We start from the raw sequence: 24,445 nt of genomic DNA, 5'->3' as shown, positions 1-24,445 counted from the left end.
TTGCTTTACCGCAAAATAATCAAATGCCCCATAACGCTGTGCTGCTCAAACCCCATCACCCCCTGCAACGAACTCAACACCGCCTGCGGATCCTTGCTCGGAAAACTCCCGCTGACCCGCCGCGCCGCCAGTTCATCGTTAAGCAGCACAATCCGCCCAGGGTAATACCGGCGCAAATCCTCCACCACTTCCGCCAGGCTCGCCTTGTAGTAATTCAGCCAACCCTGGCGCCAGGCCAGTTGCGCTTCACTGTCCACGGCATGCAGTTTTTCCGCCGCACCTTCGCCGTAGGCAACCTGCTGTCCAGCGGTGAGGATTTGCTGCTCGGCATTACGATCCGCCGTCACGCCAACCCGCCCGGACAACACCGTGACCTGCGCGCCATGCGGTTGCAGGCGTACTTCGAATTGCGTGCCCAGCACCCGCGCCTGGCCCTTTTCGGCCTCCACCACAAACGGCTCGCCGGTGTGGGTCACGCTGAAAAAACCGGCGCCGCGACGCAGTTGCACATGCCGTTCGCCACGGCTGAAATCCACGGCAATCGCGCTGTCGGCATCGAGGGTGACTTGGGTTTTATCCGCCAGAGTGACCGTGCGAACTTCCCCCGGCGCCGAAACATAATCCGCGCCCAGATCATCCGCCCAACGCAGAGGCTGCCACCCCGCGCCGAGGCCGACCATCAGCAGCAGACATGCAGCCATCGCCAACGCACCGGACCAGCGCCGCACGTTGGGGCGCCGCGAGCGGTTCATCGCATTGAGATAACCCTGCAGGGCCAACGCTTCTTCGTCGGCCAGTTTTTGCGCCGGCACTTCGCTCAATTCCCACACCACTTGCGCCTGGGCATAAGCCTCGGCATGCGCAGGATCGGCCTGCAGCCAGTGGCTGAACATGAGTTGATCGCCACTGCTGGGCTGATCGTGCAACAGGCTCAGCCAGGCGAAAGCAGCCTGTTCCTGGGCGGGCGTCGGGGTGACGCGTTCGGCGTGATTCACGGTGCTTTCCTTGGCGTGCGCGGTTCGGGTTCCCGCAGGCTGGCCTTGCAGGCGTCGAGGGCGCGCATCATATGTTTTTCCACGGCACTTTGGGACAAACCCATGGCCTTCGCGATCTCGGCGTACTTGCGGCCGTGAATGCGGTTGAGCAGAAAAATCTGTCGCGTACGCTCGGGCAAAGCACGCAACGCGGCTTCGACATGGCGCAAATCGTTGCCTGCCTCCAGCGCGGCTTGCGGCTCGCTGCCCTGGCTGTCCGGCGCATCGGGCATCCAGCCTTCGTTGACCCGCACCCGCGTGCCTTCGCTGCGCAGATGATCGATGGCGATGTTGCCGGCGCAGCGCAGCAGATAGGTGCTGAGTTCTTCGACCTGCACCAACGGCCGGCGCCAGAAGCGCAGGAACAAATCCTGCACCAGATCCGCCGCCGTCGCCCGACAACCCACGCGTCGACTCACCAGCGCTTCCATCTGCGAACGCTGGGACAGAAACACCTGGAGGAAATGCGCGCGGGCGCCACGATGTTCGTCATCGTGGGATTCCGGTGGGCTGGCGAGCATCAGGTCAGCACTGCACAAACGGGGCTGGCGACCAGGCCCAACGCCGCCAACCACAAGGCCAGGCGCGGGCGATACGGCAACAGCAACACCAGCAGCAATGCGCTGAGCATCAAGACGGCGAACCACTCGACCAAGCCCAAACCCCAACCGGTCGCGGACACCGCTGCCCACAACGACAAGCCCAGCAACAGCCAGCCGCCAAGTCGCAGGTTGGATCGGCGTCGGGCCGAGGGTTTGCGCCCGAGCAGGTCGGCGTGATGCCGATCCATCGATAGGCAAAGCGCGGTGAAACCGCCGTAACAGAGCAACAGAGCGAGCAGCATTCAGGTCGCCTCGCGCTCAAGGGTGACGGGGCGGGCACGCGCTCGGGTGACCGGTTCAGTGCGTCCCGAACGCTGCATTTTCCACGCGGACCACGCCAGGAACAGGCCGCTGCCCAGGCACGTCAGGTCGAAGCCGGCCATGGCCCAGTCACCTTGGCGCAGCGACACGCCCAAGTGATGCTGCGAGGTCAACGCATTGAGCAACGGCACCAGCCCGAACAACAGCGCCGCCAGCGTCAACTGCTCGACCCACGCCGCGCGGCCACGGCGTAGCACGGCATGCAGCAGGCTCAGGCCCCAAAAGATGAAGAACACGTTCTCTTCCCAATGTGCCCGCTCCGCCATCCCAACCGGCAACAATCGATTGGCCCAGAAGAACGCCGCCACGGCGATCACCAACCCCGACATGCTGGCGACGTTCAGCACTTCCACCAGCCGCAATTCGAACGGCATCACGCCGCTTTTCGCATGTTTGAGCTGGCGCTTGCCGAGCCAGATCACTAAGCCGGTGCCGATCATCGCCGTGCCGGCCAAGCCGCAAATGAAGTACAACCAACGCAGCACCGGACCGGCGAAATGGCCCATGTGCAAACCATAGAAACCGCCGGCAATCGCCATCGGAATCGGCTGCTCCGCAGATTTGCTCAGTAGCTGGCCAGTCACGCCATTGAACGTCAGCGCGCGGCCAAAGTTGTAGACCACGCCATCGGCGCCATCGCGCTCCAGCACCACCGAGGCATTCGCATCGCCGGGATTGTTCACCACCAGGCTGCCGACTCGCCCGCCCGACCATTGCTCCCGGGTCTGGTCCAGCAATGAGGCCAACGGCGCCAACGTTCCCGGTTGGCCTGCGGCGGGCGGTGTGCTGGCCGCCGGGAACACTTCTTCGAAAAACTTCCCGGCCTGACCGTTGTACGAAGCGAGGATGCTGGCCGGCATCACCATCGACATGAAAATCACCAGGCTGCTGTAGGTGATCATCAGGTGAAACGGCAACACCAGCACGCCCACCGCGTTATGCCCGTCGAGCCAGGAGCGCTGGCCCTTGCGCGGGCGGAAGGTGAAGAAGTCCTTGAAGATTTTCTTGTGGGTGATGATCCCGGTGATCAGCGCGACGAACATCAGCATGGCGGCGAGGGTCGACAACCAGCGGCCCCACGGGTAGGGCATTTGCAGCTCGAAGTGGAAACGGTAGAAGAACTCGCCGCCCAGGGTCGCCCGGCCCTGCACTTCGGCGCCGGTCAGTGGATCGAGGGTCTTTTTGCTGAACTGGCCGCGCTTGCCCGGTTCGGCCGGGGCTTGTTGCCAGCGCACCTTCAGGCCGGGCTCGCGAGCGGTCGGCAGGTCGATGACCCAGCGCGACGCGTTGGCGGCGTGCTGCTGCAGATAGGTTTGCGCCACGCTCAGGCTGGCTTCGGAAGACACTGAGCGCGCGGGAATCTCCGGCTGCATCCAGTGAGTGGTCTCAGCCTTGAAATACGCGAGGGTACCGGTCAAAAAAATCGCGAACAACAACCAGCCGAAGATCAAACCGACCCAGGTATGCAACCAGGCCATCGCCTGACGAAAGCCCTCTTTCATGGCTGGCCCGCCCAGTACGCCAACCCGGAAATCGCGCCCAGCACCAGGCTCGGCACAAGCATGCCGACCCACGCTCGCCAGGCACTGCGGCAGGCAAAGCACCAGAGCACCGCGACCAGATAGGCGAGAAACGAGGTCATCATCCCGGTGATCACCGCTTCGGCGCGGGCCATGGGCAGCAACAGGCTGAGGCTGACACTGGCCAGCGCGGCGACGACATAGCCGCCCAACAAGGCAGCCAGCACCCGCGAGGTAACCGCCAGTCTGTAGGAAACGGGGAGCGTGCTGATCTTGCCTTTCATGTTTCGACCTTGAAACCGGGTGAGGCCCCGTGCACATCGCAGGACCAACAAGCGCGCAATATTAATGATAAATATTCTCATACGCAAAAGAGATCCGATTGCCGGATGCGCGATCACGCCATTACAATGCGAACAATTCTTGTTCTCTAACGTATCCGTATGTGTCGGAGTGCTCCTGTTGCAGCCCGCCAATCCCGTCGAAGTGCTTTATCACGACCATCACAACTGGCTCACCGGTTGGTTGCGGCGCAAGCTCGGCTGCCCGGACAGCGCCGCCGACCTGGCTCAGGACACGTTCATACGGGTGCTCACGGCCCGGGAAACGCCGCAGATCATTGAGCCGCGCGCCTTCCTGACCACCATCGCCAAACGCGTGCTGTTCAACCACTACCGTCGTCAGGACCTGGAACGCGCTTACCTCGATGCCCTCGCGCAGCTGCCGGAGTGCGTCGCGCCGTCGGAGGAAGAATGGGCGATCATCCTGCAAACCCTGATGGAGCTCGACCAGTTGCTCGACGGCTTGCCATGTCTGGTCAAGCGCGCCTTTTTGCTGGCTCAGGTCGATGGCCTGACGTATCCACAGATCGCCGCCGAGTTGGGGATCTCCATCGCCACGGTCAAGCGGCACCTGAATAAAGCAGCGATGCGCTGCTACTTCGCCCTATGAACGCCCCGCCAGATTTTTCCAACCGTGTCGCCGAGCAGGCGGTGCACTGGCTGTTGGAAATGCAGCAAGGGCCGCTGAACCCACGCCAACAACACGCCTGGCAGAAATGGCACGACGGGCACAGCGAACATCAGCGAGCGTGGGAGCATATCCAGCGGGTCAATCAGCGCTTGCGCGGGCTGTCCTCGCCGCTGGCCCACGCGGCATTGAACGCACCGAAGTCCGGTAGTCGTCGTCAGGCGTTGAAGTTGTTGCTGATTCTTGGCGCCGGGTCTGCCGTGACCTGGGGCATGCGTGAACACAATCCGCTGACGCCGTTGCTGGCGGACTATCGCAGCCCGGTGGGTCAACGGCGCAAAGTGGCGTTGGGCGATGGCAGCCAGTTGCAGCTCAATACCGCGACGTCGGTGGATGTGCGGGCGGACGGGCTGATTCGTTTGCTCGAAGGCGAGGTGCTACTGACTGCCGCTCGGAGTTTTGAAGTGCGCACGGCTCAGGGTTTGTTGAAAACCCAGGGCGCGCGGATGAACGTGCGGCAATTGGCGGATCGAACCCAGGTTGCGGTGTTTGAAGGGCGGGTCGAATTGACGCCCGACGGAGGTACTCCGCTGTCGCTGCAAAGTGCCCGGCAATTGAGTTTCGGGCCTCGCGGCGTCAGCACTCCCCTGCCCCTCGACGCCAACAGCGGCGCCTGGGCTGACGGCATGTTGGTGGCGGCACATATGCGTCTTGGGGATTTTCTGGATGAGCTGGGGCGGTATCGGCGCGGGCAGCTTAATTGCGACGCGAAGGTGGCGGATTTGTTGATTTCCGGGACGTATCCGCTGGATGACAGTGAGCGGATTCTGCAGATGCTGGAAATCAGTTTGCCGGTGAAGGTGCGGCGGTTTACGCGGTATTGGGTGACCGTTGAGGCGAAAGCCTGAAGTCAACATCAAAAGATCGCAGCCTTCGGCAGCTCCTACGCGCCTGTGGGCGCTGCCGAAGGCTGCGATCTTTTGATCTTAAAAAAAAGATGAGCCGTTTTTCAGATCTGGCGTGACAGAGAAGGAAAGCCCCCCCTTGATTCCACCTTCTCAGGATCGTCGTCCATGCAACCCACTCGCCTCACCCCGCTGGCCCGCACCTTGCGCCAACTCTTGCTGGGCGCCAGCCTGAGCTTCGCCGCCGTCTCTTTGACTCAAGCCGCCGACGCCAAGCCGTACCATATCGCTCCCACCTCCCTGGAAAACGCCCTCAACCAGTTCGGCCGTGAAGCCGGGGTGCTGATTTCGTTTGGTTCGCAAGTCACCAGCGGCGTGAAAAGCCGTGGCCTGGAAGGCAACTACACGACAGAACAAGGTTTGAATGCGCTCCTCGAAGGCACCGGCCTGCAAGCCCGGGCCGAGGGCAACGATGCCTTCAGCTTGCAACCGGCAGGCGACACCGCGCTAGAGCTGGGCACCTCGACGGTGGTCGGCGACTGGTTGGGGGATGCGGCGCAAATCAATGTGTTCGAACACCCCGGCGCTCGGGATGTAATCCGTCGCGAAGAGTTCGAACGCCAAGGCGCGACCCAGGCCAAGGACGTGCTTAACCGCATCCCCGGCGTCAACGCCCCGGACAACAACGGCACCGGCAGCCATGACATGGCGCTGAACTTCGGCATCCGCGGCCTCAACCCGCGCCTGGCCTCGCGCTCCACGGTGTTGATGGACGGCATCCCGGTGCCGTTCGCGCCTTACGGTCAGCCACAGTTGTCGTTCGCACCGATCAGCATGGGCAACATGGACGCGGTGGACGTGGTGCGCGGCGGCGGTGCCGTACGATACGGGCCGCAGAACGTCGGCGGCGTGGTCAACTTCGTGACCCGCGCGATTCCCGATGCGCCAACGGTCAAGGGTGGTTTCCAGACTGAAACCAGCCCGTCCTCCAGCCACGACGGCTTCAAGACCACCGGCAACTTGCTGGCCGGCGGCACCGCCGATAACGGCCTGGGCGGCGCGCTGCTGTATTCCGGCACTCGCGGTGGCGACTGGCGCGAGCACAGCGATACCGAAATCGACGACCTGATCCTGAAGGGTAAATACCAGCTCGACGAGGCCAACAGTTTCAACGCCATGGCCCAGTATTACGAAGGCAAGGCCGACATGCCCGGCGGCTTGAACGTCGCCGACTACGATGCCGATCCGTACCAGTCGACGCGCCCGAAAGACCAGTTCTGGGGCCGCCGCACGATGTTCAATTTCGGCTATCGCTATCAGGAAGATCGCCGCGAATTCACCGCCAATACCTTCTTCACCAAAACCCTGCGCAGCGGTTATCTGGATCAGGGCACCTTCCTTTCGTTGTCGCCTCGCGAGTATTGGGTGCGTGGTCTGGAAACCCGTTTCGCCCAGGGCTTCGACCTCGGCCCGACCAGCCATGAAGTCGGCGTCGGCTATCGCTACATCAACGAGGCCGGCCACGAACTGCGCTACCGCACGCCGATTGCCAGCAATGAATTGCCAACTACTAACAGCCGCAATGACCGCGACACCCGTGGCGGTACTGAAGCCAATGCGTTTTTCGTCGATGACCGGATCGACATCGGCAAGTGGACCCTCACCCCGGGGATCCGCTACGAGATGATCGAATCGCAACAGACCAACAACCTGACCAACGTGAAGTACAAGGGCGACTACAACACCGCGCTGCCGGCGTTGAACGTGCTCTATCACCTGACCGACAGCTGGAACCTCTACGCCAACACCGAAGGCTCGTTCGGCAGCGTGCAGTACAGCCAGATGCCCAACCGAGTGACCAGCGGCGAAGTCAAACCGGAGAAGGCGCGGACCTGGGAATTGGGCACTCGCTACGATAACGGTGCGCTCAGGGCGGAAATCGGTGCGTTCCTGATCAACTTCGACAACCAGTACGAAAGCAACCAGACCAACGACTCGGTGATCGCCCGGGGCGAGACGCGCCATCAGGGTATCGAGTCGAGCATCAACTATGCCCTTGATGACTTGAGCCCTGCATTGGCCGGTTTCGACGTGTACGCCACTTATGCCTATGTGGACGCGACCATCCGCGAAGACGGACCGAACAAGGGCAATCGTGTGCCGTTCTCCTCGAAACATAAGGGCACGCTTGGCGTCGGTTATACCGAAGGCGCGTGGAAGCTGAACCTGGACAGCAGCTATCAGAGCGACCAGTTCGCCGACAACGCCAACACTTCGAAGGAAAGCGCCGACGGCAGCACCGGACGGATTCCGGGCTACATGCTGTTCAGCAGCCGCGCGGCGTATGACTTCGGGCCGAAGTTGTCGGATTTGAATGTGGCGGTGGGGGTGAAGAACATCTTCAACCACCAGTACTTCACCCGCTCGTTTGATGACAACAACAAGGGCAAGTACGTGGGGGAACCGCGGACGGTTTATGTGCAGACTTCGGTGGCGTTCTGATCGAACAGTCGCTTCACCCATAACGCAAACCCTGTAGGAGCTGTCGAGTGAAACGAGGCTGCGATCTTTTGATCTTGTTTTAAAAAAATCAAAGTCAAAAGATCGCAGCCTCGTTTCACTCGACAGCTCCTACAAGGGGACGTGTCTTGGTTGAGATTAAGGGGTGCACAAACAAAAACGGGCCTGCATAAGCAGGCCCGTTTGTCAGTGGAAGGGTAAAAAGTGAATCAGGCCTCAGCCGTTTTGTGCAGCCTGTTCGTTCTCGAGAAATTCGTCTTCCAGCAGCGCATCGGCTGCAACTCTCTCGAATGGCACCACAGCGGCACGTGGTTTGCCCCGCAGTTTGCCGAACAGATGCTCTAGTGCGTGTTCGAGTTTTTCGGCCGCCCCGTCGATCGCTTGTTCAAGGGTATCGGCTTTATGGGTCACGGAAATTGGTTGATGGCCTTTAGGCCGCGCTTCCAGCTGGCAGCGCATGTCATGCGGTCCGGGCTTGTCGCCGTTTTCGTCCCGCAAGTGAACCTCGACGCGGGTCAGGTCCTCTTCGTAACGTTCGAGCGTGCTCTCAATGGTAGTACGTACCCACTCCTCCAGTCGGATGCTGCTTTGAATATGGTTATCACTGTTGACTTGGATTTGCATAGTTCATCCCTTATTTCAGCTAGCTCGCGAGAGGCCGATCGGCTGGCCCTTGGGCGTCATCACCGTGACCTCTTACTTACACAATCGGTGTGTGCGCAGAACATTTCAACCCCTAAAAAAAGATAAATATGGATTCGCAAAAAAAGCCGGACAACGGCCAAAAGCGCTGTTAAGGTCGGGAGTTGGGTCGCAACGCTTCTTTGTCACAATTCCTCACATCTGCTGCTCCGCCAGTGGATGCAGACTCCGAAAAATCCCCGCCTCTTCCACCAGCCAGTCATGCACCGCCCGCACGCCCGGATGGCTCAGCGCCCCTGGCGCATACAGCAGCACGTAGCGTTTGTGGTTCGGCACCGCCAGGCCAAACGGCACGATCAACGTCCCCCGCTCCAGCTCATCGTTCAGTAGCGTACGCCGCGCAATCGCCACACCCATGCCGGCAATCGCCGCTTCGATGGTCAGGTGATTGCGGTTGAAGGTGTGCCCGCGCCGTACGTCGGCGCCCTCGAAGCCGATGGCGTTGAGGTAGAACTCCCATTCCGCGTACTCGTAACTGCCGCGCCAGGCAGTGATGTCGTGCAACAAGGGAAAATGCACCAAGTCCGCCGGGCCGTGCAGCGGTGGGCGACCGCGCAACAGGCTCGGCGCGCACACCGGGAAGATCTGCTCGTCGAGCAGGGCTGTGGATAACAATCCGGGATAACTGCCGTCGTTCAGGTCGATGGCCAGGTCGAAGTCGCCCTCGTGCAACGGCACGCTGCTGTCCTCGGCCACCAGGCGCAACTGAATGTCGGGGAAACGTTGCTGCAAACGTGGCAAGCGTGGGGTCAGCCACTTGCTCAGGAAGGATGGAATCGAGCGCAAACGCAAAATCCCGCTGATCATCCCGGCGTCCAGTCGTCGCAATTCGGCGTCGATGCTGCCGTAAGCCTCGTTGACGGTGATGGCCAGTCGCTGGCCCTCAGCGCTCAATTCCACGCCACGCGCGCGCCGATGAAACAGGCGAAAGCCCAGGCGTTCTTCCAGTTGTCGGATTTGCTGGCTGACCGCACCCGGCGTGATGTGCAGTTCTTCGGCGCAACGGGTGAACGACAAGTGCCGCGCGGCACAGGAAAACACGTGCAACCAGACGTAAGTCTGGGCGTGTAATTGACGACTCATCGTTTAGTCCTGCTAAAGGCTGTCTTAGGAAGTTTCGTTGGTCACGTAGGACCGAGGTGGGCAGTATCGCCGACATTGCGCTTGTCCTACAAAAATGGCAGCGATTTCTCTTCCATTGCTTGTATAGGCTTTAGCATGGCTATCAGTGTTTTCGATCTCTTCAAAGTTGGCATCGGTCCGTCCAGCTCCCACACCGTGGGCCCGATGCGCGCTGCGGCGACCTTCGCCCAGGCCCTGATTGACCAGCATTTGCTGGCCGACGTACGGCGCGTGGAGATCCGCCTCTACGGCTCCCTGTCGGCCACCGGCGTCGGTCACGCCACCGACCGCGCCTGCGTCATGGGCTTGATGGGCGAGTGGCCGGACAGCATCGATCCGACAAGCATCGAAAGCCGCATCCAGCAACTGCGCGAGACCGGCGAACTGTCCTTGGCCGGTAAAGCGACCATCGCCTTCAACTGGCAACGCGATCTCCTGCTGCTCGACGAGAGTCTGCCCTACCACCCCAATGCCATGTCTCTTACAGCCTTTGGCGAAACCGGTGAGTTGTGGGAGCAAACGTACTACTCGGTTGGCGGCGGTTTCATCATCGAAGCGGCCGAAGCCGAGTCCGGCATCGCGCCGACCAGCGACGTGGTGCTGCCCTACGATTTCTCCAGCGCCGCCGAGTTGCTCAAGCTGTGCAACCAGCATGGCCTGCGGGTTTCCGAGTTGATGATGGAAAACGAACGGGCCTGGCGCAGCGACGCCGAGATCCGCCAGGGCCTGCTGCATATCTGGTCGGTGATGCGCGAATGCGTCGAACAAGGCCTGCTGCATGAAGGCATCCTGCCCGGCGGTCTGAATGTTCCGCGTCGCGCGGCGAAATTGCACCGCAGCCTGTTGGAAATCGGCAAACCGAATGTCATCACTTCGACGCTGTCGGCGATGGAGTGGGTGAACCTGTTCGCCCTCGCCGTGAACGAAGAAAACGCGGCGGGCGGACGGATGGTTACCGCGCCTACCAACGGCGCGGCGGGGATCATTCCGGCAGTGCTGCACTACTACATGAAATTCAACCCGGACGCGTCGGACGATGACGTGGTCGCGTTCTTTCTGGGCGCGGCGGCCGTCGGCATTCTGTGCAAGAAAAACGCCTCGATCTCCGGCGCCGAAGTCGGTTGCCAGGGCGAAGTCGGTTCCGCCTGCGCGATGGCCGCTGCGGGTTTGGCCGACGTGCTCGGCGCAACGCCCGAGCAACTGGAAAACGCAGCTGAAATCGGACTGGAACATAACCTCGGCCTGACCTGCGACCCGGTCGGCGGCCTGGTGCAAGTGCCGTGCATCGAGCGCAATGCCATAGCGGCAGTCAAGGCGATCAACGCCACGCAAATGGCCCTGCGCGGCGACGGCAAGCACTTCATTTCCCTGGACCGGGTGATCCGCACCATGCGCGATACCGGCGCCGATATGCACGACAAATACAAAGAGACTTCACGGGGCGGCCTGGCGGTGAGCTGGGTGGAGTGCTGAGGCGCACTCCCGACCGTCCCGGCGGGCCGTTTGAAACGTAGCGAGCGAAGACAAGACAAGGCAAAAACAGGCGAGGAAGCGGAGTTTACTGGCTGTAAATGAGCATTCCGAGCCTGTTTTTAACGCAGGATTGTCGAGCGCAGTAGTTTCAAACGGTCTGCCTTCGTGAGCCCGAGCAAGAACAATAACGAGGCCAAAAACGATGACCGATGTACGTACACCTGCTGCCGATAACCCTGCTGTAGACCTGACACGCAATAGCGAAATTGCCCACAAAGGCTGGAGTAAATTCGACACCACCTGGATGCTCGGCCTCTACGGCACTGCGATTGGCGCGGGGACGTTGTTCCTGCCGATCAACGCCGGGGTCGGTGGTTTCTGGCCGCTGTTGATCCTCGCGTTGCTGGCGTTCCCGATGACCTTCTTCGCCCACCGAGGCCTGACCCGCTTCGTGCTGTCCGGGCGTTCCGGTGACATCACGGAAGTCGTGGAGGAACACTTCGGCATCGGCGCCGGCAAGCTGATCACGCTGCTGTATTTCTTTGCGATCTTCCCGATTCTGCTGGTGTACAGCGTGGCGCTGACCAACACCCTGAGCAGTTTCATGGAGCACCAGTTACACATCGCCCCGCCTCCCCGGGCGATCCTTTCGCTGGTGCTGATCCTCGGGTTGATGGCGATCGTGCGTTGCGGCCAGGGCGTCATCGTCAAATGCATGAGCGTGCTGGTTTACCCGTTCGTCGCGGCGTTGCTGCTGCTCGGCCTGAGCCTGATCCCGAACTGGAACGGCGCGTTCTTCGCCACCGCCAGCGAAGGCATGCCGCTGCCGCTGTTCTTCAAGACACTGTGGCTGGCAATTCCGGTGATGGTGTTCTCGTTCAACCATTCGCCGATCATCTCGGCGTTCGCGGTGGACCAAAAGCAGCGCTACGGCGCCCAGGCCGAGCGTAAAAGCAGCGGCATCCTCGCCATCGCCCACGCGATGATGGTGGTGACGGTGATGTTCTTCTGCTTCAGCTGCGTGCTGGCGCTGTCGCCAGCGGATTTGGCGGCTGCCAAGGCGCAGAACATCTCGATCCTGTCGTACCTGGCCAACCACTTCCAGACCCCGGTCATCGCTTACGCCGCGCCGTTAATTGCGTTGGTGGCGATCACCAAATCCTTTCTCGGCCACTACATCGGCGCCAGCGAAGGCTTTCAAGGCCTGATCGTGAAAAGCCTGCGAGGCCGTGGCCGGGTGATGTCGTCGAGCTGGCTGAACCGCATCACTGCGCTGTTCATGATTCTCAGCTGCTGGGCCGTGGCCACGTTCAACCCGAGCATCCTCGGCATGATCGAAACCCTCGGCGGGCCGATCATCGCGTGCCTGTTGTTCCTGATGCCGATGTACGCGATCCGCCGCGTGCCGGCCTTGCGCCAGTACTCCGGACAGGCCTCGAACGTATTCGTGGTGTTGATCGGCTTGATTGCACTGTCTGCGATCATCTATTCATTCCTGCCCTGAATCGGGCAGATAAAAATACGGCGGGCCATGGTGCCCGCCGTTTTTTTGCCGTGATCATTGTCCGACAGTTTTCCCGGCATGGCCCTTGCTATGTCCATTACGCGACATGGACGAAAGCGCATGAACATGGAATGCCGATGGTCTGGTATTGCGAACCAACCCGATCACGGCCGGTCAACAACTGCACGTTCAATCAGGCGGTGACGCATCATGGACAACCCTTTTCAGCTCATTACCGATGCCTTTGCGCCGGACTATCAGATCAACCTGAGCATTCAAGGTCTGGACGGCAGCATCATGCTGACCCTCTCCAACAGTGGCCGCGTGGTCGCCAAACGCATGATCAGCGCCGAACAACGCAATGATCCCAAGCGCCTCAAGCGCCTGGTGCAAAGCATTCAATTCGGCATCGCCATCGAACAGGGCCACAGCGCCATGGCCATCCTCGAAGCCATGACCGACGGCGACAATCGCAACCTGCCGCCGCCTCAAGTCAAAGGTCACGCACGGCCAGCCATGCGGCTTTAGAGCTCGCCCTTCTCGACCTCGGGATGTTCACTGGAACCCGTGCCGATCTTGCGCTGCGGGTTCTCGATCTTCACCGAGGGGAATTGCGACGAGGCGTAACGCACCACCAGAATTGCAAACGCCAGCAGCAGAATCCCGCCGCACAGGTAGATGATGCCGATGTCCGGCGGGTTGTGGTGCGAGACGTTGGAAATCAGCAGTCGCGTCAACGCAGTGATCGCCACGTAGATCAGGAAGCGCACCGGCATGTGGTTGGTCTTGACCAACGCGTCGAACACTTGCGATCCATCCTTTCAGACGTCTTTTGGTGTTTTCACTCTGCTGAAGGCTTTGAATGGATACCTAACATTGCTTTCTGTGGAGGCAGGGGACGGCTTCTAAACCCCCAATGGTTGACAGGCTCACCCTCAGCCTTATGATGGCGATTAGCCTTAAATCTTGGTTGGCCATTGTATTATTAGGAGAGCAAATGAAAGCGTTTGGGGTAGGATGTTTCCACTTTTCCATAAAAGACAGTACAGAGCACGAAATATCAGTAAAGGACTACATTGACGAAATAGTAAAAACCCTTCAAAAACTTACAACCGCATCAGATGTATCTATATCTTTCGACGAAAGCATTAAGTATGAAAAAATCAACACAACTCCACCCAACCCTAGAATTAACGATGGAGAGCAATGCTATCCAACTATACCATTCCTGAATTTGACGTACAAAATTTACATACCCTCTCGCATTCAAGCAGAACTGATTGGCATACCTGAAAGGAATTTGGATACTGGCACCGAAAACTTCAAAATTACAATACGGCACGAATGGCATGGCCCTGTAAGCTATGTGGAATGTCTATCTGCCACAGAGGACACCAGACCATCCACAGCAGTTCAAGTAGTCAGAGAGTATCTAAAGAAGGAAATACAAAAACTCGAAACCTTCCTAGAATATGACTTTTTAGGGCCATCACCATTTCACGCAAACTTCTATTTAAATAAAGCCGAAATAGAAACAGAGAAAAAATCCGAAGACGCCGCCTTTACACTTAACGAGACAAAGACACCCGGATACAATATTTTAAACTTTAAATATGACCCTCACGAGTTCGGGAGTGAGAACGAAGCACTTGAAGAACTGCAAGAAACGTTAGCGGACGAGCTATCATTTTTTTACGAACTAAACAAAGAAGCCTATTCTAGCTTTAAAAAATGGATGGAAATTCAAGAAACAACCCATGCAATCCTTGACTACGAAGAAAAGAAAAACAACAAAAACGCAATAAAAAAAATCATAGAAAAGCCAAAATTATTCAGAAAGGCATTTAAAGACATCGGCCTATTTAAGGGCCACCTCATATTTATGAAAGGGCAAACCGAAAGAAATTACGCCTCAGTTTATAAGAGCGGAAAAAGAGATACATACCTACAGGAATACGTTGATCAAGAGTTGTCAGAGCACTCTGAATACCCACTTAACGAAACGAGTGAACTCATAAAATATTTCGACCAAAAGAATAGTAAAACCATCGAACTTTTGACAATTCTCTCGGCAGGCATCCTTGGAGGAATAGTCGGCTCAACGATAACAACAGCTTTTGGAAGTTAAACACTAGACAGCTCCTGCAGTAATGGCACGTAAACACGTGCCAATACAAGACCAATAATATCTTCCCTCACTACAAAAACCAAAGTAAATATCAACCAGCGACGTGCACACCCCAATCGATTATCAAAACCTCACGCACTTCGGAAACCCACTTTTTAAATCATCCTAGACACTTACAAATTTAGATATTGCAATTTTACGGGTGCCATGGCGAAATAAATAATTTTGAAACATTATCGTCCACCACGCCTTCCTCCCAAATCAACCTACCATGCTCAGCAACCCCTATAACATGCTCAGTAGATGAGGTTTCATAGTATCCACATGCTAGATGACGCACATACATGCGACGAGCACCTACAACTCCCCAAAACTTCCAAAAGTCGTCGGTCTTTACCGCAAAATTGACAGCCCCGTTCTTCCTCACGCTAGGGTAGGCAACCGCAGATACATCCCCACTTTTTTCAAAAATAGATTTAGCAACAAATGATGACACCGAGTACGGGGCTTCATCATTTACCAAGCAATCAAATAAAAAAGCATCTGCGATAAGAAGAGATTTTGCCTCATCTAACGAACAGGCATTCAACATGTCATTGATCGTGGACGAAGCATCGCCAGTAAGGAATCCTCGACCGGTACGCTGCACCCTACTCATTTCACCAATTGGAGCAATCCGGCACTTAGCATTCTCTAAAATTTGCAGCTCGGAAAGTAAAACAAAGCTTCCATCGATATGAGTCTCTGCAAATGCAGTCTCTGGTCTGTCAGCAACATACAAAACCGGATAGCCCTCAGGATTAGCCCGCCCCACTGATGCGACACCATCGAGCCGCCAGAGTAGATCTTGTACTGAAGCCGGATAATCTCGCTCCCCAATTTTTCTAGCTCGTCGGAATACGGAGCCCTTAGAAAAATCAACACAAAGAATAGGATGAACATCAATCAATTCAGTGATTATCGTGTGCTTTAAGCTTAAAGACGCTCCCTCAAACTCGTTTATACGACAAAGCAAGTATTTTAGCGGTAGAGGCGGATATGTACCGGTGATAGTCTTCATAAAGTCCTCACTTAACCAATTCCTTATCCACAATGCCCTCTCCTGAAACCCCTATGACTTTTGTAGAAGGATACCTATAGGACGCAAAACGAACTACCAAAATGGAAAAAGCGAGTAGCAAAATCCCACCACAGACATATAAAAGACCAGCATCTGGGTCTTTGTGGTGTGATACGTCACCAATCAACAATCGCGTCAAAGCGGTAATTGCTACATAAAGGAGGAACCTGATTGGCATATGGTTAGTTTTAAAATAGATACCTACCATAGCCCCTAATTCCAAGTAAATGAATAACAACAGAATGTCGTCAACACTTACACTGCCTTCGCCTAGCATCCTGATGAACGTGACAACGGCAGCGTAGGCGGTGATAGCTCCAATGCCGAACAAAGCTAGATAGTGGAAGGCCTCAACACACAAATTCCCCAGCGAATCAGCCGAGCAATGAAGGTTTTTGCGGAGCTTATCAGCCCAATTCAGGTTATCCATTTTCTACTACTCCAATCAGATACAACACCAAGACGAGAAACGCGAAGTACAAAGTCAAGCTGTGAGAAGCCCGCTTTGGCTAATTTTTGATTTTATTCCGAGTGTTAGTATCGTGTGGTTGGTCTTGAAGTAAATCCCGACCATCGCGCCCAATTCCAGGTAGATGAACAGCAGCAGGATGTCATCGATGTTGATGTGCCCCGCCTCGATCATCTGCAAGAACTCCATCACCGCCGCCCACGCGGTCACCGCACCGATGGCGAACAGCGCCAGGTAGTGGAAGGTCTCGACAAACAGGTTGCCCAGTGACTCGGCCAGTTGATGCACGTTCTGCCGCAGGTTCTCGGCCCAGTTGATTTTCACGATGATTCTTCCTTAGCTCGGTTCGAGCGGATGATGCGGGTTGGACGTGACGGTTGTTCTGCATGCAGAAAAAAGGCCAGAGGCTGCCGCAACATGATGGCGATGTGCTCTAAAACCCGCGCCGTGGCGTTTGGTCGCACCCTTGTGGGAGCGAGCCTGCTCGCGAATGAAACGACGCAGTGCACCTGAACAAATGCCAATTTCGGTCTACATTGAAATGCCACTACCCAAAGCGCAGGGATTCGCTTATCCTTTTCGCTGTATATAGATACAGTAGTCGCGAAGACAACTTAATGTGAAGGCATGTGAGGTGGTGAATGGCCGTCGAAGTGGTATACCGCAGCAGCCGAGATCTGGAGCGCTTGTTCATGGATAAAGCCGAAGCTGACCGTCATGACAAAATGCTCGAACTGGCCGAATTGCTGGCTGAAGTGTTGCAAAAAGCCGTGCCGTCCCTGAGCGAGCAGCAGGTGGAAGAAGCCGGGATTTATATGGCGAAGAACCGCGATGTGTTCGCCAAGGCGTTCAAGAGCCAGCCGGACGCCTTGTCCGAATTGCTGAGCGCGCCTGCTGAAGTGGCTGAAGTGGTGGAACCTGTAGAGGTGGCTGAAGCCGCCGAGCCGGTCAAGCCTGCGAAAGCAGTCAAAGCCGTCAAGTAAGCAATGCCCGAATTGAATAGGCTCTGAGTCGAATGGCTCAGGGCCTTTTTAATGCCCAAAAATCAAAAGATCGCAGCCTTCGGCAGCTCCTACAAAGGTCTACCGATACAAAACTTTCTCCGCCAACTCATCCGCTACCCGTGCCGGCGAGCGTTTTTCCGCTTGGGCATGGGCGAAGACTTCGGTCAGTCGCGAGGCGATTTTCGACAGGTGCGCGGTGATGGTCGACAGCTCTTCGCCACGGTGCTTGAGCGAAACGTAGATCAGCCCACCGGAATTGATCACGTAATCCGGCGCATACAGAATCCCGCGCCGCTCAAGCTGATCGGCAACATCCAGGTGCGTCAGTTGATTGTTGGCCGAGCCGGCCACTGCCGAGCAGCGCAGTTGCGTCACGCTGTGGCTGTTGAGCACACCGCCCAGGCCGCACGGCGCGAGGATGTCGCACGGGGTGCTTAGCAACGCGTCGTTGGCAATCGGATGGGCGCCGAGTTGCTCCATGGCCAGTTGCACCTTGCCGTGATCGATGTCGCTGACCAGCAGTTCGGCACCCGCCGCGTGCAGTTGCTCCGCCAAGGCAAAACCGACGTTGCCCAACCCCTGAATGGCCACGCGCAAGCCTTCGAGGTTATCGCTGCCGAGCCGGGCCATGGCGGTGGCACGAATGCCAGTGAACACGCCCATCGCCGCATGTGGCGCAGGATCGCCCGCCGAGGTGGTACTGGTGACGTGTTGGGTTTGTTGGGCGATGCAGTCCATGTCCGCCACCGAGGTGCCGCTGTCGATTGCCGTGATGTAGCGGCCGTCGAGCTGATTGATGCAACGCCCGAAGGCTTCGAACAGCGCCCCTCGGTTTTCCACATGGGCCGGCCGTACGATCACTGCAACGCCGCCGCCCTGCGCGAGGCCGGCCAGCGCCGCTTTGTAGCTCATGCCTTGGGCGAGGCGAATGGCGTCCTCGACGGCGGATTCGTCGCTGGGATAGGCAAGGTAACGACAACCGCCCAAGGCAGGCCCCAGGTGGCTGTTATGAATGGCAATGACTGCCTTCAACCCGGTGACCGGGTCTACGCTAAGGTGTAGCGATTCAAGGCGAGTGCTTTGCATGAGAGCGAACATCGTAGGGCTCCCGAATCACTTCTGGTAGTCGCCAGTATAGGCTTGCGCCTGAAAATTGCTGGAGCGCACCGGAATAAGCAGCGAGCCTTTGAGGGCTTTCGGACATAACCTGCAACCGTCCACGCGCGACACTGGACGAAAGCGTTTGGCAGGGCTAAAACGAGGCATTCCCCGGAGATTTTGATGACCCCGCGCCAACGCTTCTTCGCCTGTCTGCAACGCTCACCGCCCGCGCTGTTCGAGGCGGCGCTGTGGATTGCGGCCGAACACGATGCCGAGATGAATCCCGAGGTCGTACTGGCAGAGTTCACCGAGCTGCAACTGCGGGTCAGTGTCGGCCTGCCGATGCTGCCCGTGAGCGAACTGGCCCAGCCGTTGTTAAGGCGCATGAATGACCTGGGGTTCGCCCAGGACGATTTCACCCCGCTGCGTCCGCAAGTGGCCTTGATTCACAAAGTGCTGGAGCGCCGTCGCGGCCAACCGCTGGCCTTGGGCCTGATTGCGCTGGAGCTGGCCAGAAGGCTCGAGATCCCGATGGTCGGGGTCAACTTCCCCGGGCATTTCCTGCTGCGCGTGCAGGGCGCCGATCACCTGCTGGACCCGTGCGGCGGACGTCGCTTGTATCCCAACGACTGCCGCGATTTGCTGCAACGCCAGTACGGCCCGAACATCAAACTCAGCGCCGAACATTTGCTGACGGCCGACCCGGTGCACATGCTCCAGCGCCTGTCACGCAACCTGCGCCAGTTGCACCTCACCAACGATGACTACATCGGCGCCCTGGTGGACGCCGAGCGCGTGCTGGAATTGGGCAACGGCAGCGCCTCCGATTACCTGGCCCGGGCCAGCCTCTATCAGCGGCTCGACTGCCCGAACGCCGAGCGCTTCGACCTGGAACATGCACTGCTGCTCAGCGACGACCCGATCCAGCGGATTCGCCTGACGGAGCGATTGGGGCACCTGCCGCCTAATTCTGTGGTTCATTAAACGCAAAAGATCGCAGCCTTCGGCCATCCCAATGTAGGAGCTGCCGAAGGCTGCGATCTTTTGATCTTCAGGGTTTAACCACCATCCCCACCGGATCACCCGTCGTTGTTTCTGATGGCGAACGCACCTGGATGATGAACAACGCCGCAATCACCGCCGGTATCGCGCAGAAGAAGAATATCTGCTGCACCGGTATGTGCATCGCCAGTAGCATGCTGCCAAACAGCGGCCCGAGGATCGAACCGAAACGTCCCACACCCAACGCCCAACCGGTGCCGGTGGCGCGCACCTGTGCCGGGTAGAAATTACTGGCGAAGGCGTTGAGGGTCAGTTGCCCGCCGATGATGCAGAACCCGGCAGCAAACACGCTGGCCACCAGATAAAGCGAGTTGTCGTGATTGAGGCCCAGCAGAATCGTGCACAGCGCCGCCGCAGCCAGCACGCACGACAACAGCCGCACTTTGCTTTTGAGGCGGTCGGCAAACCAGGCCATACAGATCGCGCCGACAGTGCCGGCGAACAGGAACATCGACGTCACGAGGTTGGCTTCATTGAGTTTCAAGCCACTTTCCAGCAACAGCGTCGGCAGCCAACTGATCATGAAATACAGCAGGATCAGGCTGACAAAAAACGTTGCCCAGATCAGCAGCGTCGGGCGCGCATAACCGTTGCGGAACAACCCCAGCACCGTCAGTTTGCTGCCCTGCTCCTGCTCGTTTTGCGCGATTGATGCGGCGGGTGGCTGCCAGTCCGGCAGCATCCGCGCGGTAACTTTACGCAGGCGTGCGTAAGGAGGTGCATCGCGCAGCAGACGCGGCAAGGATTCAGGCAGAAACCAGGCGAGAAACGGGAACAGCAGCAACGGCGTGACGCCACCGGCGAGGAACACCGCTTGCCAGCCGAAGCTGTCGATAAAACCCGCCGCAACGAACCCGCCCGCCGCGCCGCCAAAGGAAAACCCGCAAGCCGCCAAGGTCACCATCAAGGTGCGCAGACGTGGCGGCGAATATTCCGACATCAATGCCATCGCGCTGGGCATCGCCCCGCCCATGCCGATCCCGCAAATGAAGCGCGCAGCCATCAAGGTATTCAGGGAATCGGCGAACACCATCAGCACCGTGAGGGTGGCGTAGATCAGCACGCAGCAGAGCAAAATCCGCCGGACGCCGAAGCGATCCGCCAACGGTGTCACAGCCAGGGAGCCGAGGGTCAGGCCCAGCAGGTTGGCGCTGAACACCGGGCCAAACGCGGCTTTTTCCAGGCCCCAATCCTGAGCCAACGCGGGCACCACGTAGCCGAGGACTTGCGCATCGTAGCCGTCGGTGACCAGCAACAATGCCAGAAGCAGCAGGAGCAACCACTGATAACGGGACACAGGACGGGCGTCGAGTGCCGCCCGGAAGCTGACAATCTGGTTGTGCATCGCAAGGTACCTGTTTTGTTTTTATGGTGTTGATGCAACCCCGAATTCCCCCTGTGGGAGCGGGCTTGCTCGCGAAGAGGGAGTGTCAGTCAGCATCTATGTAGCTGACACACCGCATTCGCGAGCAAGCCCGCTCCCACAATGGGGATTGGGGTGAAGCTTTAAGGGGTGTCGGGCTGGTTTGCCGGGTGCGCTTGTATGAACGCCGGGTGTGTCGCGGCCAGCGCTGCAACCCGGCGAATCCGCGGATACGCCTCCAGAGAAATGTTAAACCGCTCCGCCGCATACAACTGCGGGATCAGGTAAACGTCCGCCAGCCCTGGCTCATCACCGAAGCAATAACCGACATCACCGATCAACTGCTCCACCGTCGCCAAGCCCTGGCTAATCCAGTGCCCGATCCACTCCACCACCTGCGGTTCGTCGTGACCCAACTGGCGCAGTTTGTTGAGCACGCTGACGTTGTGCAGCGGATGCACATCGCAACCGATGACCGCCGCCACGCCGCGTTCGTGAGCGCGGGCGGCGAGGTCTTTCGACAGCAGCGGCACCTGTGGATAACGCTCCTCCAGGTACTCGATGATCGCCGGTGACTGGATCAGCAGCTCACCTTCGTCAGTGCGCACAGCCGGCACCCGACCTTGCGGATTGATCGCCAGATACGGCGGCTGTCGATGCTCACCACCGGGCGGTGCGATCAGGTTGATCGGCAAGGCCTGGTAATCCAGCCCCTTCAGCGCCAACGCAATACGCACACGGTACGACGAGGTTGAACGATAGTAGGTATAGAGTTCCATGCCCCGCTCCTCTTAACGCGCCGGCACGACTTTGCCACGGCATTCGCCGAAACCGATGGAGGCAAAACCGTCGCGGCTGCAACGGGCGCGCAGGATGATTTCGTCACCGTCTTCAAGGAACTTGCGCACCTCGCCCGAAGCCAGTTCGATCGGCTTTTTGCCGCCCTCGGTGATTTCCAGCAGGCTGCCAAACTGACCGCTTTCCGGGCCGGACAACGTGCCCGAACCGAACAGGTCACCGGCCTGCAATTGGCAACCGTTGACGCTGTGGTGCGCGACCATTTGCGCCACGGTCCAGTACATGTGTTTGGTGTTGCTCAGGGTCAGGCGATGGGCCGGCAGGTTTTGCTCGCGCATGGTTTCGGTGAGCAGCAGCACTTCCAGCTCGATGTCGAAGGCACCGCCATCCTGATCGCGTTTGTCGGTGAGGTACGGCAGCGGCAGCGGGTCGCCTTCCGGGCGTGCAGGTTGCGCGCGACGGAACGGTTCCAGCGCTTCAGCCGTCACGACCCACGGCGAGATGCTGGTGATAAAACTTTTCGACAGGAACGGTCCCAGCGGCTGGTATTCCCAGGCCTGGATATCCCGCGCAGACCAGTCATTGAGCAGACAGAAACCGGCGATGTGATCCGCCGCATCGCCAATCGCGATCGAGTCGCCCATCTCGTTGCCCTGGCCGATCCAGATGCCCAGTTCCAGTTCGTAATCCAGGCGTGCGCACGGCCCAAACGTCGGTTCGGTCTGACCGGCCGGCAGAGTCTGGCCTTTCGGACGACGAACGTCGGTGCCGGACGGGCGTATGGTCGATGCGCGGCCGTGATAACCGATCGGCACGTACTTGTAGTTCGGCAGCAAAGGGTTGTCCGGGCGGAACAGTTTGCCGACGTTCTGCGCGTGCTCGATGCCGACGTAGAAGTCGGTGTAGTCGCTGATTTTCGCCGGCAGGTGCATCACGCAATTCGCCGCCAGTGGCAGCAGCTTGGCGCTTTGGGCTTCGATCTTGCCGTGCAGGGTGCTGCCCTCGGCGAACAGTTCCAGCAGGCGTTCGCGCAGGGCAACGCGGGCGTCGCGGCCCAATTCGAAGAACGCGTTGAGCTGACCGCCACGGGTGGCTTCGACCGCTGTGCGCGCGACGCCGTCGAACAGACCGGCGTCCAGCGCCGCTTCCAGATCAAAAATATGTTCGCCGATGGCCACGCCGCTGCGCGGTGCCGAACCCTTCACGCTGAACACGCCCAACGGCAGGTTCTGCAACGGGAAATCGGTGTGGCCGTTGGCGGAGGAAACCCAGCTACGAGGGATGGAAGTCTGAGTCATGGGTTATCTCCGGGTCGGGTCAAAAGTGACGGGCAGCGTGGCCCAGCAGGCGTCGTAACTGGATTGCAGTTGCGGGCATTCGAGGGCGAACTGGCTCGGGCGCAGCACTTGGCTGGTCTCGAACATGAAGGCCATGGTGTTGTCGATTTTCGCCGGGGCGAGTTCGGCGTTGATCGCCTTGGTGCAGCTCTCGCCGTCCGGGCCATGAGCGCTCATGCAGCTGTGCAGCGAAGCACCGCCGGGCACGAAGCCTTCAGCCTTGGCGTCGTATTCGCCCTTGATCAGGCCCATGAATTCGTTCATCAGGTTGCGGTGAAACCATGGCGGACGGAAGGTTTTCTCGGCCACCATCCAGCGCGGCGGGAAGATCACGAAGTCCAGATTCGCCAAGCCGTGGACGCTGGTCGGCGAGGTCAGGACGGTGAAGATCGACGGATCCGGGTGATCGAAACTCACGGTGCCGATGGTGTTGAAACGGCGCAGGTCATATTTGTACGGCACGTTATTGCCGTGCCAGGCCACCACGTTCAGCGGCGAATGATTGAGCTCGCAGCCCCACAACTGGCCGAGGAATTTCTGCACCAGGGTGGTCGGTTGCTTGAGGTCTTCGTAATGCGCCACCGGGGTCAGGAAATCCCGTGGGTTGGCCAGGCCGTTGCTGCCGATTGGCCCGAGGTCCGGCAGGCGCAATGGCGCACCGTGGTTTTCGGCGATGTAGCCGCGGGCCTGCGGGTCGAGCAGTTCGACGCGGAATTTCAGACCGCGTGGCAGCACGGCGATTTCCAGTGGCTCCAGCTCCAGCACACCGAGCTCGGTGGCGATGCGTAAACGGCCCCGCTCCGGCACCAGCAGCAATTCGCCGTCGGCATTGAAGAACACGCGTTCCATGGATCGGTTGGCGCGATAGCTGTAGATGCTGATCCCGGACGGTTTTTCCGCACCCGAGTTGGCGGCCATGCTCACCAACCCGTCGATGAAATCGGTGGGCTCGCTCGGGATGTCCAGCGGGTTCCAGCGCAGTCTATTAGGGGTCACTTCACCCAAGGCGCCGCCGGCCAGTTGTCGGTCAAGTTTGACGAACGCCGGGTGATTGGCCGATGGCTGGATGCGGTACATCCAGGTGCGCCGCGCTTCGCTGCGGGCCATGGTGAACGCGGTGCCGGAGAACAGTTCGGTGTAGAGGCCGTACGGGACTTTTTGCGGGGAGTTCTGGCCGACAGGCAATGCGCCGGGCAACGCTTCACTGCTGAATTCGTTGCCGAAGCCTGACTGGTAAGCCAGCGCTGGCGCCGTTGAATCGAGGTTCATGGAGCCTCCTGAACAGGGAGTAGGCAATGGCCTGTCGCTCTGTTGCAGAGGTCTTGGCACGCCCGGGTTATTTTTATCGTAATCCAATTACGCTTAACGTAATTTGATTGGTATTGACCGTC

At 58.6% G+C, this 24,445-nt stretch carries 22 protein-coding genes and 3 pseudogenes; 9 read left to right on the top strand and 16 right to left on the bottom strand.

Annotation, left to right across the window (positions count from 1 at the left end; genetic code table 11):
- Positions 1-5 precede the first annotated feature (5 nt).
- From LOY68_RS05090 to LOY68_RS05070, 5 genes are read right to left on the bottom strand one after another with little or no spacing between them, the layout of a single operon-like run.
- Entirely contained in the window at positions 6-995 is a 990-nt protein-coding gene (locus LOY68_RS05090) for a FecR family protein (protein WP_265043325.1), read from the bottom strand.
- Entirely contained in the window at positions 992-1,555 is a 564-nt protein-coding gene (locus LOY68_RS05085) for an RNA polymerase sigma factor (RefSeq protein ID WP_152981027.1), read from the bottom strand. Before LOY68_RS05085 ends, LOY68_RS05090 begins: the two co-directional genes overlap by 4 nt.
- Entirely contained in the window at positions 1,555-1,878 is a 324-nt protein-coding gene (locus LOY68_RS05080) for a DUF3325 domain-containing protein (protein WP_163908513.1), read from the bottom strand. Before LOY68_RS05080 ends, LOY68_RS05085 begins: the two co-directional genes overlap by 1 nt.
- Positions 1,879-3,459, bottom strand: a complete 1,581-nt coding sequence (locus tag LOY68_RS05075; RefSeq protein WP_265043323.1) for a PepSY-associated TM helix domain-containing protein — start codon at positions 3,457-3,459, stop codon at positions 1,879-1,881.
- Positions 3,456-3,761, bottom strand: a complete 306-nt coding sequence (locus tag LOY68_RS05070; protein WP_163908505.1) for a DUF3649 domain-containing protein — start codon at positions 3,759-3,761, stop codon at positions 3,456-3,458. The genes LOY68_RS05075 and LOY68_RS05070 overlap by 4 nt, the downstream gene beginning before the upstream one ends.
- Positions 3,762-3,939: 178 nt before the next feature.
- On the opposite strand from LOY68_RS05070, the gene LOY68_RS05065 reads away from it, so the two are divergent.
- The 3 genes from LOY68_RS05065 to fecA all read left to right on the top strand — a co-directional run bounded on the left by LOY68_RS05065 (position 3,940) and on the right by fecA (position 7,853).
- Positions 3,940-4,428: a sigma-70 family RNA polymerase sigma factor gene (locus tag LOY68_RS05065; RefSeq protein ID WP_265043321.1), complete on the top strand. Its 489-nt coding sequence runs from the start codon at positions 3,940-3,942 to the stop codon at positions 4,426-4,428.
- The gene (locus LOY68_RS05060) at positions 4,425-5,354 is read left to right on the top strand and encodes a FecR domain-containing protein (RefSeq protein ID WP_265043319.1); all 930 of its coding nucleotides are present in this window, start codon (positions 4,425-4,427) and stop codon (positions 5,352-5,354) included. Before LOY68_RS05065 ends, LOY68_RS05060 begins: the two co-directional genes overlap by 4 nt.
- Positions 5,355-5,519: 165 nt before the next feature.
- The gene (gene fecA, locus LOY68_RS05055; protein ID WP_265043317.1) at positions 5,520-7,853 is read left to right on the top strand and encodes a TonB-dependent Fe(3+) dicitrate receptor FecA; all 2,334 of its coding nucleotides are present in this window, start codon (positions 5,520-5,522) and stop codon (positions 7,851-7,853) included.
- Positions 7,854-8,087: 234 nt separating this feature from the next.
- Here the strand turns inward: fecA and LOY68_RS05050 are convergent, their stop codons facing one another.
- Entirely contained in the window at positions 8,088-8,495 is a 408-nt protein-coding gene (locus tag LOY68_RS05050; protein WP_054049780.1) for an HPF/RaiA family ribosome-associated protein, read from the bottom strand.
- Between the two features lie 213 nt (positions 8,496-8,708).
- Positions 8,709-9,656, bottom strand: coding sequence for a LysR substrate-binding domain-containing protein (locus LOY68_RS05045; protein WP_054049783.1), 948 nt, complete (start codon positions 9,654-9,656; stop codon positions 8,709-8,711).
- A 135-nt stretch (positions 9,657-9,791) separates the two neighbouring features.
- Here LOY68_RS05045 and LOY68_RS05040 point away from each other — a divergent pair, with 135 nt between their 5' ends.
- The 3 genes from LOY68_RS05040 to LOY68_RS05030 all read left to right on the top strand — a co-directional run bounded on the left by LOY68_RS05040 (position 9,792) and on the right by LOY68_RS05030 (position 13,200).
- Positions 9,792-11,168 carry an L-serine ammonia-lyase gene (locus LOY68_RS05040; protein WP_265043312.1) on the top strand — a complete coding sequence of 459 codons (1,377 nt, stop codon included), beginning with the start codon at positions 9,792-9,794 and terminating at the stop codon, positions 11,166-11,168.
- Positions 11,169-11,370: 202 nt separating this feature from the next.
- The gene (locus LOY68_RS05035) at positions 11,371-12,672 is read left to right on the top strand and encodes a serine/threonine transporter (protein ID WP_054049786.1); all 1,302 of its coding nucleotides are present in this window, start codon (positions 11,371-11,373) and stop codon (positions 12,670-12,672) included.
- A 210-nt stretch (positions 12,673-12,882) separates the two neighbouring features.
- The gene (locus LOY68_RS05030; RefSeq protein WP_054616099.1) at positions 12,883-13,200 is read left to right on the top strand and encodes a DUF3509 domain-containing protein; all 318 of its coding nucleotides are present in this window, start codon (positions 12,883-12,885) and stop codon (positions 13,198-13,200) included.
- Here LOY68_RS05030 and LOY68_RS05025 read toward each other — a convergent pair.
- A pseudogene (locus tag LOY68_RS05025) lies at positions 13,197-13,460 on the bottom strand (phosphate-starvation-inducible PsiE family protein); the annotation flags it as partial. The gene LOY68_RS05030 and the pseudogene LOY68_RS05025 sit on opposite strands and share 4 nt — an antisense overlap.
- 209 nt (positions 13,461-13,669) lie before the next feature.
- Here LOY68_RS05025 and LOY68_RS05020 point away from each other — a divergent pair.
- Positions 13,670-14,800 carry a hypothetical protein gene (locus tag LOY68_RS05020; protein ID WP_265043310.1) on the top strand — a complete coding sequence of 377 codons (1,131 nt, stop codon included), beginning with the start codon at positions 13,670-13,672 and terminating at the stop codon, positions 14,798-14,800.
- A gap of 196 nt (positions 14,801-14,996) precedes the next feature.
- On the opposite strand, the gene LOY68_RS05015 is transcribed toward LOY68_RS05020, so the two are convergent.
- From LOY68_RS05015 to LOY68_RS05005, 3 genes and pseudogenes are all read right to left on the bottom strand, one after another.
- Positions 14,997-15,860 carry an RES family NAD+ phosphorylase gene (locus LOY68_RS05015; RefSeq protein WP_265043309.1) on the bottom strand — a complete coding sequence of 288 codons (864 nt, stop codon included), beginning with the start codon at positions 15,858-15,860 and terminating at the stop codon, positions 14,997-14,999.
- A gap of 7 nt (positions 15,861-15,867) precedes the next feature.
- Positions 15,868-16,350: a phosphate-starvation-inducible protein PsiE gene (locus LOY68_RS05010; protein ID WP_265043307.1), complete on the bottom strand. Its 483-nt coding sequence runs from the start codon at positions 16,348-16,350 to the stop codon at positions 15,868-15,870.
- A 114-nt stretch (positions 16,351-16,464) separates the two neighbouring features.
- Positions 16,465-16,713, bottom strand: a pseudogene (locus LOY68_RS05005) (phosphate-starvation-inducible PsiE family protein); the annotation flags it as partial.
- Positions 16,714-17,030: 317 nt separating this feature from the next.
- On the opposite strand from LOY68_RS05005, the pseudogene LOY68_RS05000 reads away from it, so the two are divergent.
- Positions 17,031-17,285 (top strand): annotated as a pseudogene (locus LOY68_RS05000) (YebG family protein); the annotation flags it as partial.
- Between the two features lie 186 nt (positions 17,286-17,471).
- Here LOY68_RS05000 and LOY68_RS04995 read toward each other — a convergent pair.
- The gene (locus LOY68_RS04995; protein ID WP_265043303.1) at positions 17,472-18,491 is read right to left on the bottom strand and encodes a Leu/Phe/Val dehydrogenase; all 1,020 of its coding nucleotides are present in this window, start codon (positions 18,489-18,491) and stop codon (positions 17,472-17,474) included.
- 183 nt (positions 18,492-18,674) lie between these two features.
- On the opposite strand from LOY68_RS04995, the gene LOY68_RS04990 reads away from it, so the two are divergent.
- Positions 18,675-19,478, top strand: a complete 804-nt coding sequence (locus tag LOY68_RS04990; protein ID WP_265043301.1) for a SirB1 family protein — start codon at positions 18,675-18,677, stop codon at positions 19,476-19,478.
- A gap of 67 nt (positions 19,479-19,545) precedes the next feature.
- Here the strand turns inward: LOY68_RS04990 and LOY68_RS04985 are convergent, their stop codons facing one another.
- The 4 genes from LOY68_RS04985 to hmgA all read right to left on the bottom strand — a co-directional run bounded on the left by LOY68_RS04985 (position 19,546) and on the right by hmgA (position 24,323).
- Positions 19,546-20,901 (bottom strand): MFS transporter, encoded by a 1,356-nt coding sequence (locus LOY68_RS04985; RefSeq protein ID WP_265043299.1) that lies wholly within the window; start codon positions 20,899-20,901, stop codon positions 19,546-19,548.
- 161 nt (positions 20,902-21,062) lie between these two features.
- Positions 21,063-21,698 carry a maleylacetoacetate isomerase gene (gene maiA, locus LOY68_RS04980; protein WP_265043298.1) on the bottom strand — a complete coding sequence of 212 codons (636 nt, stop codon included), beginning with the start codon at positions 21,696-21,698 and terminating at the stop codon, positions 21,063-21,065.
- Between the two features lie 12 nt (positions 21,699-21,710).
- Positions 21,711-23,015, bottom strand: coding sequence for a fumarylacetoacetase (gene fahA / locus LOY68_RS04975; protein ID WP_265043296.1), 1,305 nt, complete (start codon positions 23,013-23,015; stop codon positions 21,711-21,713).
- A 3-nt stretch (positions 23,016-23,018) separates the two neighbouring features.
- A complete protein-coding gene (gene hmgA / locus LOY68_RS04970) occupies positions 23,019-24,323 on the bottom strand; it encodes a homogentisate 1,2-dioxygenase (protein ID WP_265043294.1) in 1,305 nt (434 codons plus the stop codon).
- Positions 24,324-24,445 lie beyond the last annotated feature (122 nt).

It is taken from the genome of Pseudomonas sp. B21-053 (genome assembly GCF_026016365.1).
Classification (GTDB): domain Bacteria; phylum Pseudomonadota; class Gammaproteobacteria; order Pseudomonadales; family Pseudomonadaceae; genus Aquipseudomonas; species Aquipseudomonas nunensis.
This window is presented reverse-complemented; position numbering and strand designations above follow the sequence as displayed.

Bases quoted from the DNA above. Each gene is read 5' to 3' on its own strand.
- fecA (WP_265043317.1), top strand. From the start codon at position 5,520: ATGCAACCCACTCGCCTCACCCCGCTGGCCCGCACCTTGCGCCAACTC.
- LOY68_RS05045 (WP_054049783.1), bottom strand. From the start codon at position 9,656: ATGAGTCGTCAATTACACGCCCAGACTTACGTCTGGTTGCACGTGTTT.
- LOY68_RS05035 (WP_054049786.1), top strand. From the start codon at position 11,371: ATGACCGATGTACGTACACCTGCTGCCGATAACCCTGCTGTAGACCTG.
- LOY68_RS05050 (WP_054049780.1), bottom strand. From the start codon at position 8,495: ATGCAAATCCAAGTCAACAGTGATAACCATATTCAAAGCAGCATCCGA.
- LOY68_RS05015 (WP_265043309.1), bottom strand. From the start codon at position 15,860: ATGAAGACTATCACCGGTACATATCCGCCTCTACCGCTAAAATACTTG.
- LOY68_RS05040 (WP_265043312.1), top strand. From the start codon at position 9,792: ATGGCTATCAGTGTTTTCGATCTCTTCAAAGTTGGCATCGGTCCGTCC.
- hmgA (WP_265043294.1), bottom strand. From the start codon at position 24,323: ATGAACCTCGATTCAACGGCGCCAGCGCTGGCTTACCAGTCAGGCTTC.
- LOY68_RS04995 (WP_265043303.1), bottom strand. From the start codon at position 18,491: ATGTTCGCTCTCATGCAAAGCACTCGCCTTGAATCGCTACACCTTAGC.
- LOY68_RS05010 (WP_265043307.1), bottom strand. From the start codon at position 16,350: ATGGATAACCTGAATTGGGCTGATAAGCTCCGCAAAAACCTTCATTGC.
- LOY68_RS04985 (WP_265043299.1), bottom strand. From the start codon at position 20,901: ATGCACAACCAGATTGTCAGCTTCCGGGCGGCACTCGACGCCCGTCCT.
- LOY68_RS05060 (WP_265043319.1), top strand. From the start codon at position 4,425: ATGAACGCCCCGCCAGATTTTTCCAACCGTGTCGCCGAGCAGGCGGTG.
- LOY68_RS04990 (WP_265043301.1), top strand. From the start codon at position 18,675: ATGACCCCGCGCCAACGCTTCTTCGCCTGTCTGCAACGCTCACCGCCC.
- LOY68_RS05075 (WP_265043323.1), bottom strand. From the start codon at position 3,459: ATGAAAGAGGGCTTTCGTCAGGCGATGGCCTGGTTGCATACCTGGGTC.
- LOY68_RS05030 (WP_054616099.1), top strand. From the start codon at position 12,883: ATGGACAACCCTTTTCAGCTCATTACCGATGCCTTTGCGCCGGACTAT.
- LOY68_RS05085 (WP_152981027.1), bottom strand. From the start codon at position 1,555: ATGCTCGCCAGCCCACCGGAATCCCACGATGACGAACATCGTGGCGCC.
- LOY68_RS05070 (WP_163908505.1), bottom strand. From the start codon at position 3,761: ATGAAAGGCAAGATCAGCACGCTCCCCGTTTCCTACAGACTGGCGGTT.
- LOY68_RS05020 (WP_265043310.1), top strand. From the start codon at position 13,670: ATGAAAGCGTTTGGGGTAGGATGTTTCCACTTTTCCATAAAAGACAGT.
- fahA (WP_265043296.1), bottom strand. From the start codon at position 23,015: ATGACTCAGACTTCCATCCCTCGTAGCTGGGTTTCCTCCGCCAACGGC.
- maiA (WP_265043298.1), bottom strand. From the start codon at position 21,698: ATGGAACTCTATACCTACTATCGTTCAACCTCGTCGTACCGTGTGCGT.
- LOY68_RS05080 (WP_163908513.1), bottom strand. From the start codon at position 1,878: ATGCTGCTCGCTCTGTTGCTCTGTTACGGCGGTTTCACCGCGCTTTGC.